Annotated in this window: 10 protein-coding genes; 2 read left to right on the plus strand and 8 right to left on the minus strand. The window is 72.3% G+C overall.

Features of this window, described 5'->3' with window-relative positions; genetic code table 11:
• Window positions 1-61: 61 nt before the first annotated feature.
• The 4 genes from folE to CLT68_RS33070 all read right to left on the minus strand — a co-directional run bounded on the left by folE (window position 62) and on the right by CLT68_RS33070 (window position 4113).
• Complete coding sequence (folE, locus tag CLT68_RS04890) at window positions 62-721, minus strand: GTP cyclohydrolase I FolE (protein ID WP_088950542.1); 660 nt, start codon at window positions 719-721, stop codon at window positions 62-64.
• Window positions 722-756: 35 nt separating this feature from the next.
• Window positions 757-2775 (minus strand): ATP-dependent zinc metalloprotease FtsH, encoded by a 2019-nt coding sequence (ftsH, locus tag CLT68_RS04895; RefSeq protein ID WP_088950543.1) that lies wholly within the window; start codon window positions 2773-2775, stop codon window positions 757-759.
• Between the two features lie 524 nt (window positions 2776-3299).
• Window positions 3300-3875, minus strand: a complete 576-nt coding sequence (gene hpt / locus CLT68_RS04900) for a hypoxanthine phosphoribosyltransferase (RefSeq protein WP_088950544.1) — start codon at window positions 3873-3875, stop codon at window positions 3300-3302.
• Window positions 3876-3975: 100 nt separating this feature from the next.
• Window positions 3976-4113: a hypothetical protein gene (locus CLT68_RS33070; protein WP_185755438.1), complete on the minus strand. Its 138-nt coding sequence runs from the start codon at window positions 4111-4113 to the stop codon at window positions 3976-3978.
• A gap of 150 nt (window positions 4114-4263) precedes the next feature.
• Here CLT68_RS33070 and CLT68_RS04910 point away from each other — a divergent pair, with 150 nt between their 5' ends.
• Entirely contained in the window at window positions 4264-5226 is a 963-nt protein-coding gene (locus CLT68_RS04910; RefSeq protein ID WP_099849138.1) for a GlxA family transcriptional regulator, read from the plus strand.
• A gap of 7 nt (window positions 5227-5233) precedes the next feature.
• Here CLT68_RS04910 and tilS read toward each other — a convergent pair whose 3' ends face one another.
• From tilS to dacB, 3 genes are all read right to left on the minus strand, one after another.
• On the minus strand, window positions 5234-6226 hold the full coding sequence (gene tilS, locus CLT68_RS04915) for a tRNA lysidine(34) synthetase TilS (protein WP_099849140.1): 993 nt from the start codon (window positions 6224-6226) through the stop codon (window positions 5234-5236).
• Between the two features lie 10 nt (window positions 6227-6236).
• Entirely contained in the window at window positions 6237-7307 is a 1071-nt protein-coding gene (locus tag CLT68_RS04920; protein WP_088950548.1) for a zinc-dependent metalloprotease, read from the minus strand.
• A gap of 103 nt (window positions 7308-7410) precedes the next feature.
• The gene (gene dacB, locus CLT68_RS04925; RefSeq protein WP_199176988.1) at window positions 7411-9147 is read right to left on the minus strand and encodes a D-alanyl-D-alanine carboxypeptidase/D-alanyl-D-alanine endopeptidase; all 1737 of its coding nucleotides are present in this window, start codon (window positions 9145-9147) and stop codon (window positions 7411-7413) included.
• A 302-nt stretch (window positions 9148-9449) separates the two neighbouring features.
• Between dacB and CLT68_RS04930 the strand changes: the two genes are divergently transcribed.
• Window positions 9450-9956, plus strand: a complete 507-nt coding sequence (locus CLT68_RS04930) for an inorganic diphosphatase (RefSeq protein ID WP_099849144.1) — start codon at window positions 9450-9452, stop codon at window positions 9954-9956.
• Window positions 9957-9988: 32 nt separating this feature from the next.
• Here the strand turns inward: CLT68_RS04930 and eccD are convergent, their stop codons facing one another.
• A complete protein-coding gene (gene eccD, locus CLT68_RS04935; RefSeq protein ID WP_099849146.1) occupies window positions 9989-11392 on the minus strand; it encodes a type VII secretion integral membrane protein EccD in 1404 nt (467 codons plus the stop codon).
• Window position 11393 lies beyond the last annotated feature (1 nt).

Consider the following 11393-nt stretch of genomic DNA (forward strand, 5'->3'; position numbering starts at 1 on the left):
GCAACGGAAACGGCCGGCCGCCCCGGGAGGGGGTCGGCCGGCCGTGGTGTGTCCAGGGGTGTCAACGGGGGATGATCAACGCCATCGCCTCAGCCCGCGACTTGGAGTCCGTCTGCAGGATGCCGCGCACGGCTGAGGTGATGGTCTTGGCACCGGACTTCTGGATGCCGCGCATCGCCATGCACATGTGCTCACACTCCAGCACGACGACGACGCCGCGTGGGGCGAGCTTGCTCATCAGCAGGTCGGCGACCTGCGAGGTGAGCCGCTCCTGCACCTGGGGTCGACGGGCGAAGACCTCGACCAGTCGGGCCAGCTTGGACAGGCCGGTGATCCGCCCGTCCGGGCCGGGGATGTAGCCGATGTGCGCGCTGCCGCGGAACGGCAGCAGGTGATGCTCACAGAGGCTCATCACGTCGATGTCCCGGACGATCACCAGCTCTTCGTGGTTGGCCTCGAAGGTGGTGCTGAGCACCTGAGCCGGGTCGACCCGCAGGCCGGCGAAGAGTTCGGCGTACGCGCGGGCGACCCGGGCCGGGGTCTGCTGGAGCCCGTCGCGGTCCGGGTCCTCACCGACGGCGATCAGGATCTCGCGGACGGCCTTCTCGATCCGGCCGAGGTCGACGGCGTCCTCGACGGGACGGCCGGTCAGCTTGCCGCTGATCAGCCGCGCGGCCACGAAGTCGAGCTCGTCGTCGGGTTCGGTCGCGGAGACGGCCAGCTCCCGGTGGGGGGAGCTGGCCGTCGGGTCGTTGCTCAGTGCGTGCCGTCCGAGTTGTTGGACGGCGCCCCGCCACCGACGGACGCCTGCGCGCCGTCAGCCTCGGCCTGCGCCTTGAGCTTGTCCTTCTCCGCGGGGGTGAGCACGGGCGGCTCGGTGGACGGCTGGCGCTTGCCGAAGCCGTTGTACGGAGCCAGCGGCGGGCGCTTGACCACCCGGGAGCAGATCCGCGCCATGTCGGCCGTGGAGAGGGTTTCCTTCTCCATCAGCTCGAGCACGATGTTGTCCAGGACGTCCCGGTATTCCACCAGGATCTCCCAGGCCTCGTCGTGCGCCAGCTCGACGAGTGCCCGCATCTCGCCGTCGATCTCGGCGGCCACCGAGTCGGAGTAGTCCCGCTCGTGGCCCATGTTGCGACCGAGGAACGGCTCGTCTCCGCTGGTGCCGTACTTGATCGCACCGAGCTTGGAACTCATGCCGTACTGGGTGATCATCGCGCGGGCCAGTTGGGTGGCCTTCTCGATGTCGTTGCCGGCACCGGTGGTGGGCTCGTGGAAGACCAGCTCCTCGGCGGCCCGGCCGCCCAGCGCGTACGCCAGGGTGTCGATCATTTCGGCGCGGGTCTGGGTGTACTTGTCTTCGGTCGGGAGCACCAGGGTGTGGCCCAGCGAGCGGCCACGGGACAGGATCGTCACCTTGTGCACCGGCGCGGCGTGCGGCAGCGCCCAGGCGACCAGCGCGTGCCCACCCTCGTGGTACGCGGTGATCTTCTTTTCGTTGTCGCTCATCACCCGGGTCCGTCGCTGCGGACCGGCGACCACCCGGTCGATCGACTCTTCCAGCGAGTCGTTGGTGATCGCCCGCTGCTCCTTACGAGCGGTGAGCAGGGCCGACTCGTTGATCACGTTGGCCAGGTCGGCGCCGCTGAAGCCCGGCGTGCGACGGGCCACCGCGTCGAGGTCGACGTCGGGCGTGAACGGCTTGCCCTTGGCGTGCACCCGCAGGATTGCCTTGCGGCCCTCCATGTCGGGGGCGTCCACCGGGATCTGCCGGTCGAACCGGCCCGGGCGCAGCAGCGCCGGGTCGAGGATGTCCGGCCGGTTGGTGGCCGCGATCAGGATGACTCCACCCTTGGTGTCGAAGCCGTCCATCTCGACGAGCAGCTGGTTGAGCGTCTGCTCCCGCTCGTCGTGGCCGCCACCCATGCCGGCGCCACGGTGCCGGCCGACGGCGTCGATCTCGTCGACGAAGACGATCGCCGGGGCGTTCGTCTTGGCCTGCTCGAACAGGTCACGGACCCGGCTGGCGCCGACGCCGACGAACATCTCCACGAAGTCGGAGCCGGAGATGGAGTAGAAGGGCACCCCGGCCTCGCCGGCGACCGCGCGGGCCAGCAGCGTCTTGCCGGTGCCGGGCGGGCCGAACAGCAGCACGCCCTTCGGGATCTTGGCGCCCAGGGCCTGGTACTTCGCCGGGTTCTGCAGGAAGTCCTTGATCTCGTACAGCTCCTCGACGGCCTCCTCGGCACCCGCGACGTCCGCGAAGGTCGTCTTCGGAGTGTCCTTGGTGATCATCTTGGCCTTGGACTTGCCGAAGTTGAGCACCCGGGAGCCGCCGCCCTGCATCTGCGACATGAAGAACAGCAGCAGGAGCACGAGCAGCGCGATCGGCAGCAGGTTGACCAGCAGGCTCACCCAGATGCTGTCCGACGAGACCTTGGCGTCGGCCGGGCCGGTGACCCGGTTGTTCGCCTTGGCGTCCAGCACCTCGTTCCAGATCTGGTCGCCAGCCTGGTACGGGAACTGAGCCTCGATCTTGTTGGTCTCGGTCTTACCGAACTTGGTCTTCTGGGCCAGGTCGAGCTGGAGCGTCTGCTCCTTGTCCTGGAAGACAACTTTGTTGATCTTGGCGGTGTGCAGCTGATCGAGCGCAACGGAAGTGTCCACGCGGTGGTAGCTGGGACCAGCGGTGAACAGCTGACTGAGCACAACGGCGCCGAGGATGACCAGGATGATCCAGACCACCGGTCGGCGGAAGAAACGCGTACGTTCCATACTGTTGTCGAGCGCCGGGGCGCCCGCATCCTCCTGATCGACGTCCTGACCGTCTGATGGTGTCGCCGCGGTGAGCGGCAGCCGGAGCCGCCGTGCGGGCCGGCCTCGACCCCGAGGCGCGAAACTGCCGCGCCGCGGTCATTCGACGGTACACCGTGTACGCGAGGAGTGAGCTTGCGAGCCCCGCAGTCGTGCACCATCAAAAGCCGCGCGTACGCGAGAAGCGAGCTTGCGAGCCTCCGCACCAGGCGCACCTTCGGGATCGACGGCACGCACCGTGGGCAGGCCCACCAGCCCGGCACCGAACGTACGGCGGGTCCGGGTAGGAACCGGCGTGGCGGGGAGTCCTGCCCGGCCACCTGAACGCCCGGTCACGCGGTCGAGGGGGTCGGGCGCGGAGTTACCTCCGGGCCACCGTGGTCCACGGTAACCGCAAGAGCTGAGAGCGCGCTGAACGTCGGCTTGATGGATGCCGATGCGAGTTGGCCTCACTACGCCGCCGGGTCGTCCCGACAGCTCCCGCGTCAGGTGCGGGCGTAGACCTCGGGCTTGAGCACACCGACGTACGGCAGCTCCCGGTAGCGCTCACCGAAGTCCAGGCCGTACCCGACCACGAACTCGGTGGGGATGTCGAAGCCGACGTACTTCACCGGGACCGGCACCTTGACCGCGTCCGGCTTGCGGAACAGCGCGACCACCTCGACGCTGGCCGCCGAACGCGACTCCAGGTAGCGCAGCAGCCAGGAGAGGGTGAGCCCGGAGTCGACGATGTCCTCGACGACCACCACGTGCCGGCCGGCGATGTCCCGGTCCAGGTCCTTGAGGATGCGGACCACCCCGGAGGAGGTGGTGCCCTGGCCGTAGGAGGAGATGGCCATGAAGTCCAGCTCGGCCGGCGGGCCGTTGCGGCCCAACGCCCGGGCGAAGTCCGCCATGAACATCACCGCGCCCTTGAGTACGCACACCAGCAGCAGGCCGTCAGTCACGTGGGAGTAGTCGGCGGAGACCTGCTTGGCCAGCTCCGCCGTCTTCTCGCGGATCTGCGCCTCCGAGATGATCACGTGGTCGATGTCGGCGTCGTACCAGGAGCCGTCAGCCATGACTCCTAGCCTGCCGTACGTCGGATGGCCTCCGTCGGCGGGGCCGCACCTTTTGGCGCGGTCCCGCCGGGGATTTTCTCGGCAAATTACGCTAATCACATCAGTTGGTGCGTGACCGCCAGCGGCGGCCGTCGTCGGTGGGCTTCCAGTCGGCCGAGTCGTGGCTGTCGGCGGTGAGGCCGGCGGCCGAGGCGGCGACGAGCAGGACGAGGAACAGGAGGAAGAACAGGAACTCCATGGCGGCGCTCGCTTTCGCATGATTGCTGTCGGTTTCGCCGCCGGTGCGCACCGGACTGAGACCAGTCTGCGACCACTCACGCCGACCGGACAGTGGCAGCAATGCCATTGGTCATCGATTTACTGCCACCCGTCGGGTTACCCTCGTCACATGCTCCGGTCCATCGCCGTTCTCGCTCTCGACCAGGTCGCCCCCTTCGAGCTCGGCGTGCTCGCCGAGGTGTTCGGCACCGACCGCACCGCCGACGGTTTCCCGGGCTACCGCTTCCAGGTGTGCAGCCCCGACGGTGCTCCGGTGCGTACGTCGTCCGGCTTCCACCTCACGCCGCACGCCGACCTCGGCCCGGTCGACGAGGCCGACCTGGTGGCCATCCCCGCGCACAGCCAGGGCACCACCGTTCCCGGCCCGGTGCTGGACGCGCTGCGCCGGGCCGACGCGCGCGGCGCACACCTGTTCAGCGTCTGCTCGGGCGCCTTCCTGCTCGGCGAGGCCGGCCTGCTCGACGGCCGGGAGTGCACGACCCACTGGCGGTACGTGGACGAGTTGCAACGCCGCCACCCGCTCGCCCGGGTGCGCTGCAACTCGCTCTACGTCCAGGACGGTCGCCTGCTCACCAGTGCAGGCACCGCGGCCGGCATCGACGCCTGCCTGCACCTGATCCGCCAGGAGCACGGCTCGGCCACCGCGACCCGACTGGCCCGGCGGATGGTGGTCCCGCCGCACCGCGACGGCGGTCAGTCCCAGTACGTCGAGGCCCCCATCCCGAAGGCACCCGAGGCACCCACCCTGGAGCCGGTGCTGGAGTGGCTGATGGGTCACCTGGACCGGGCGATCACCGTGGAGGAGTTGGCCGCCCGCGCCGGGATGGCGCCTCGCACGTTCGCCCGCCGTTTCCGCGCCGAGACCGGCACCACCCCGCACGACTGGCTCACCAACCAGCGGGTGCTCCTCGCCCGACGGCTGCTCGAAGAGACCCCGTTGAGCGTGGAGGCGGTCGCCGACCAGGCCGGCTTCGGCGACGCTGCGGCGCTGCGGCACCACTTCAGCCGCCGGGTCGGTGCGACCCCGCACAGCTACCGGACCACCTTCCGGGACCGGGCGCACAGCGCCTGACCAGGACTCAGCCCGGGATGACGGGTGACAGTCGGTCGGCGCGGCGGAGCACCCGGACACCGCCCGGCAGATCGGTCGGGCCCTGGCCGTGCCAGTCGGTGACCAGCGCGTCCAGCGCGGCGACGTGCCGGTGCGACAGCGCCCCCGGCAGGGCGCCCAGCTCACGAGCCCAGGAGTGCAGCACCCGGCCGCGCACGGCGGGAACCAGGCCGACCAGCTCCGGCACCGACAGGCCGCCGGCAGGGTGCCGGACCGCCGCCAGTGCCGTTTCCGCCAACTCGTCCAGCGCGGCGTTGTCGGCCGCCACCAGCCGGGCGGTACGCGCGAGGTTGTCCACCACGCCGGGCCCGAGCGCGCGTACCAGCGCCGGCAACAGGTCGGCCCGCACCCGGGACCGGGCGTACGACGGATCGGCGTTGTGCGGGTCCTGCCATGGGCTCAGCCCCAGCACGGCGCACGCGGCCCGTGTCTGGTCCCGGCTGATCTCCAGCAGAGGGCGCAGCAGCGGCACACCGTCCAACTCCCGCCGGGCGGGCATCCCGGCCAACCCGCGGGGGCCGGCGCCCCGGGCAAGCGCGAGCAGCACCGTCTCCGCCTGGTCGTCGCGGGTGTGCCCGGTCAGCACCGCTACCGCGTTCTGCTGTTGGGCCGCCTCGGTCAACGCCTCGTAGCGGGCCTCCCGGGCGGCCGCCTCCGGCCCACCTGGGCGCCCGGCCACCTCCACCGGCACCACTGTCGTCGACGAGAACCCGGCCTCGCGGCCCCAGGCGGCCACCGCCTCGGCGCGCTCGGTGGAGCCGTCCTGCAAGCCGTGGTCGACGGTGACGAGCATCGCGCTGCGGCCCATCCGAGGCGCCACGAACACGGTGGCTGCCGCGAGGGCGAGCGAGTCGGCGCCGCCGGAGCAGGCGACCAGCACCGGCCCGTCGGACGACAGACCGGTCAGAGCGCGGCGAACCGCCACCCGGATCGCGGCCACCGGCGGGGCGAGCGCGGCCACCGGCGGGTGATCAGCCAGCGGCCGGGATGGTGCCGGCCGGGCCGTGCACCCGGGCGACCCAGGCGTCCGGGTCACCCAACTCCGACAGCCGGGGCAGGGTGAGCGGCGAGTTGAAGATCGAGTTGAACCCCTCCATGCCGACCCGTTCCACCACACCGTGGACGAACTTGCGTCCCTCGGCGTACTGGCGCATCTTGACGTCCACCCCGAGCAGCCGGCGGATCGCCTTCTCCACCGGGTTGCCCGCCTCCCGGCGTCGGTTGAACGACGCCCGGATCCGCTCCACGCTCGGGATCACCTGGGGGCCGACGCCGTCCATGACGAACTCGGCGTGCCCCTCCAGCAGGGTCATCAGCGCGGTGAGACGGTCCAGTACGGCCCTCTGCGCGGGGGTCTGCACGATGTCCAGCACGCTCGTGCGGCTGTCCGGGTCGCGGACCACGTCGGACAGGGTGGAAACCCCCCGCCGCAGGCGCTCGACCATGTGCTCGCCGCCGCTGGACGAGGCGTCCACGAAGGCCTGCACCTCGCTCAGGAAGTACGCGCGCATCCACGGGACCGCCGTGAACTGGGTGCGGTGGGTCACCTCGTGCAGGCAGACCCAGAGCCGGAAGTCCCGGGGGTCGGCGCCGAGCTTGCGCTCCACCTCGACGATGTTCGGTGCGACCAGCAGCAGTTGGCCCGGGTCGGCCGAGAAGACCTCGTACTGGCCGAGCACCCGGCCGGAGAGGTACGCCAGCACGGTGCCGGCCTGGACCCCGGTCAACCGGGACCCGATCGCCTCGGTCAACGCGCCCGGCTGCTTGTCACCGGAGAGCCGGCTCACCAGCGGAGTGATCACCTCGCGGAGACCGGCGATGTTGGTCGCAGCCCAGTCACGCCGGTCGACCACCCGCACCGGCGGGTGCGCCACCTGCGCCTTCAGCCCCGTGTAGTCGGCCACGTGCCCGGCCGCCTCGTCGGTCAGCCGACGCAGGTCGCCGACCACGTCGGTGGCCTCGGTGTACGACACCCGGGGGCCCGACTTGCTCAGCGCCCCCGCAGTGGCGGCGGCCAGATCCCAGTCCACGAACTGCGCCATGGACCCACCGTACCCGCGCCGCGACACCCCGGCCCGGCCTCGCGCCCTCGATCGACGCCGATGGCGGTGGCCGGCAGGCGCGGAGACCCGCGACCGGCGACGGTCAGCGGCAGCCGCAGCCGGCCAGTGCGGCGGCGATCCGGTCCAGCGCCGGTTGGGCGGTCTCCTTGCCGCCCGGCACCTGGTCGGTGAGCACCGCGAAGGTGAGCAGCCGACCGTCGGCGGTGGTGACCAGGCCCGCGATGGAGTGCACGGCGGTCAGCGTGCCGGTCTTGGCCCGGACGCTGCCCGCACCGGGAGCGGTGCCGGGTGCGGTGCGGTAGCGCTCGTCCAAGGTCCCGGACCAGCCACCCACCGGCAGACCACCGAACACGCCGGCCAACTCCGGGTGGTCCGGGCTGGCCGCCAGCCGGACCAGGTCGGTCAGCAGCGACGGGCTGATCCGGTTGCGTCGGGACAGCCCGCTGCCGTCGGAGAGGGTGATCTCGTCCGCCGGCAGGCCCAGCTCGGCCACCTCCGCGTCCATCGCGGCGGCGCCCCCGTCGAACGAGGCCGGCTGGTTGCGGGCCAGCGCGACCTGACGGGCCAGCGCCTCGGCCACCAGGTTGTCGCTCTCACTGATCATGATGTCGACCATCCGGATCAGCGGTGGGGACTGCACCACGCCCAGCTCGGTGCCCGGTGCCGGGGTGCCACCGGCGGCGGCCTGGGCCGGCGCCGCGCCACGCTTCACGGCGTCGGTGGGCACGCCGAGCAGTCGGGCGAACGACTTGCCGGCGGCCAGGTCCGGCTCGGCGAACCGCGCGGCGGCCCCGTGTTCGGCGCCCGGGTCCCTGCGCCCGCCGTCGGTCATCAACGCGGTCACCGCGCCCCCGGACCCGCCGGTGGGGATGTCGGCGTCCCAACCTGGGCCGTAGATCGGGCCGGAATAGACCGAGCCGTCCACTGTCACGCTGGTCGGGGTGGTGCCGCCGAGCGCGGCGCGCACCTGGGCGGCCAGGTCGTCGAGGCGCGCAGCTCCCGGGTAGTAGCCCTTCTTGTCGATCGCCAGGGTCGGATCGCCGCCCCCGATGATCACCACTTCGCCGGCCTTCGCGCCGGCCACCGCGCGAGTGGGTACCCGGTAACCGGGTTCCCGGGCCGCCAGGACGGTCACCGCGGTCGCCAGCTTGGTCACCGAGGCGGGCACGGTGCCGTCGTCCGCCCCCTTGGCGAACAGCGTCTGGCCGGAGATCACGTCGGCCACCGAGACGTTCACCCGGCTGCCCAGGACGGCGGCACCGACCAGCGGGTCGAGCACGGCACGTACCCCGTCGGGGGTGGGCACCGGGGCGTTCGGGTCCGGGCCGGCCAGCACGTCCGACGGGTTGGGCTCCGGGGTTGCCCCGGCGGCGTTCGACGCAGACTCGGGCTCGTCGCCCAGCCACCCGGCGACCGGGCCGGGCCGGGCGACGACGACTCCGACGCCGGCGAGCACCAGCAGCAGCACGACCGCCAACACCACAGGTAGCCGTCGGCGGCGCTGCGCGACGGGCGCGGGCGCCGGCCCGGCGTCACCGGGCGCGGGCAGTGCGGAGATCGGCGGACCCAGCGGTGGAACCCGACCGGGGTCACTCGGACCGGGGCCCTGCGGGCCGGTCGGTGCCGGACTGACCGGAACCGAAGCGCTCCCACGCGACGGGCCGCCCGAGGCGGGGCTGACCGGAACCGAGGCGCTGCCGCGCGACGGACCGCTCACCGGCCGGTCGCCACCGACCACCGGAAAGCGACCCGGATTCGGGTTGGGCGAGGGCGACCCGGTCGGCGAGCGCCAGGGCAGCGGCGCGGGCCGCTCGGGCATCCGCTCCGGGCCCGGATTCGCAGACTCGGGGGCCCGTGGGAGGTGGGCGTCAGGCACCGGGACCCGCCCCGTCGCACCGCCGGATCCGGATCGTCCAGTACCGTGCGCGGAGCCCCCGTCCGGGCGGTAGTGTGAATCTTCCCTCCCCACGACCCCCTCCTCCCCCAGCGAAAATCGGCTTGGGTGACACTACTTCGGTCCGAAGACTATGCGGCGGCCGGAGTCGGCGGGTGGGCATTCACCTGTCCGGAGGGCCGCCAGTGGTTCCGTTAGCCAGCGTGGGCAGACGAGGGAGCGTGCAGATGGATTTCGACGTGACGGTTGAGATCCCCAAAGGTCACCGGAACAAGTACGAGGTGGACCACAAGACCGGCCGGATCCGGCTGGACCGCACCCTCTTCACCTCGACTCAGTACCCGGCCGACTACGGGTTCATCGAGGGCACTCTGGGCGAGGACGGCGACCCGCTGGACGCGCTGGTGCTCGTCCCCGAGCCGACCTTCCCGGGCTGCCTGATCCGCTGCCGCACCATCGGCATGTTCCGGATGACCGACGAGAAGGGCGGGGACGACAAGGTCCTCTGCGTGCCCTACGAGGATCCTCGCCAGGAGCACCTGCGCGACATCCACCACCTCGGCGAGTTCGACCGGCTGGAGATCCAGCACTTCTTCGAGGTGTACAAGGACCTGGAGCCCGGCAAGTCGGTGGAGGGCGCGACCTGGGTCGGCCGCACCGAGGCCGAGGCCGAGATCCACGCCAGCTACAAGCGGGCCCGGGACGCCGAGGCGCGCGGCGAATCCATGCACTGACCGATCGCTGACGCACCGGGCCCGGGGGCCGCTCAACCGAGCAGCCCCCGGGCCCGGTCGTACAGGTCGAGCACCGCGCAGGCGATCGGCACCACGGCGACCACCAGGGCCGTGTCGGTGAGGTCCGCGACCCTTCCGACGTACGGCGAGACCGGCCGACGGGCGTACGAGGTGCCGGCCGCGGCGGCCACCAGGGCCAGCGCCGCACCGCCCAGGACCAGCGCCAGCCGCCCCGTGTCGTCGGCCCGGCCGACAAGTGCCGCGCCCAGCACCGCGTAGCCGGCCAGCCCGGCGAGCACCGTCGGGACCCGGTGTCGCAGTGCCACGAACAGCCGCGATCGCAGCAGCAGCACGGCCGAGGTGACCGCCACGAGCACCCGGCTGGCCGTGCCGCCGACCGCCCCGAGGACGACCGCCGCGGCCACCGCCAGCAGGGCGTGCCCGATCAACATCCCGGTGAGCATCTCCTCGGTGCGGGTCACCGCGGCGTGTACCCGACTCCGGTCCGGCAGGTCCCGGGTCCGCTCCGGCTCTTCGGCGGGGGCCGAGGTCGGCAGGGTGATGGGCGGCAGGGGCAACTTGCCCAGCCGGATGGCCAGCAGCGGGATCACGCCGACGGCGAAGACCAGTGCGCTGAGCAGCACCGCCGCCGTGCCGGCCGGGGTCAGCAGCAGCCCGCCGAGCGCTGCGCAGGCGCCGGTCAGCCCGACCGTGACACCGGCCACGAAGACCCTCAGCCGGCTGGCCACCCCGAGCAGGCCGATCAACGCCACCAGCAGCAGCGCCACCGAGCCGGCCAGCAGCTCGGGAGCGCCCAACCAGCGGGCCGGCCCGAACGGCACGACCGGGTCGCCGGAGCCGACCGCGAGGGCGCCGGCCGTGAACGCGTACGGCAGCGCGTAGCCGCCGAGCGTCGCCCCGGCGGTGCCGTCGCCGTTGGCGCGGGAGGCCACCGCGCCGGCCACGGTGAGCAGCAGCGCCACGGCAGCGGCCGCCAGCCAGCCAGGCCGGTACGTCGGCCCACCGGCGAGCAGGGCGAGCAGCCCGACGGCGAGCGGCACGCCGGCACCGGCCAGACCGGCGGCCCGGGTGGCGGTGGGCGACCATGCGCCGCCCCGGCGACGGGCACCGTCGGCGATCGCCTCGACCACGTCGTCGTACTCCAGCTCGGGCCAGTGCGCGCGGGCCGGCACCAGGTGCAGCACCTCGCCGTCGCGGACGCCCTGGGGAAGCAGCGCCTGGGCGGTCGCGAGCAACGCGCCGTCGGTGCGGCGCAGGACCCAGCCGCCGTGCTGTTCGCCGTCGTCGGCCAGCCCGACACCGGCGTGCCGGAGCACGTCGGGCAGCAGCTCGGCCAGGGGCACCTGCTCCGGCAGGGCGACGTCCACCCGTCGTTGCGGCGCGCTGATGGTGACGCGTGCCAGCCCGGTAGTCATC

The sequence above is a fragment of the Micromonospora sp. CNZ299 genome (genome assembly GCF_002754415.1).

Excerpts from the sequence above, each read along its gene's own strand:
- ftsH (WP_088950543.1), bottom strand. The coding sequence starts at position 2,775 with ATGGAACGTACGCGTTTCTTCCGCCGACCGGTGGTCTGGATCATCCTG.
- CLT68_RS33070 (WP_185755438.1), bottom strand. The coding sequence starts at position 4,113 with ATGGAGTTCCTGTTCTTCCTCCTGTTCCTCGTCCTGCTCGTCGCCGCC.
- eccD (WP_099849146.1), bottom strand. The coding sequence starts at position 11,392 with ATGACTACCGGGCTGGCACGCGTCACCATCAGCGCGCCGCAACGACGG.
- dacB (WP_199176988.1), bottom strand. The coding sequence starts at position 9,147 with ATGCCCGAGCGGCCCGCGCCGCTGCCCTGGCGCTCGCCGACCGGGTCG.
- CLT68_RS04930 (WP_099849144.1), top strand. The coding sequence starts at position 9,450 with ATGGATTTCGACGTGACGGTTGAGATCCCCAAAGGTCACCGGAACAAG.
- hpt (WP_088950544.1), bottom strand. The coding sequence starts at position 3,875 with ATGGCTGACGGCTCCTGGTACGACGCCGACATCGACCACGTGATCATC.
- CLT68_RS04910 (WP_099849138.1), top strand. The coding sequence starts at position 4,264 with ATGCTCCGGTCCATCGCCGTTCTCGCTCTCGACCAGGTCGCCCCCTTC.
- CLT68_RS04920 (WP_088950548.1), bottom strand. The coding sequence starts at position 7,307 with ATGGCGCAGTTCGTGGACTGGGATCTGGCCGCCGCCACTGCGGGGGCG.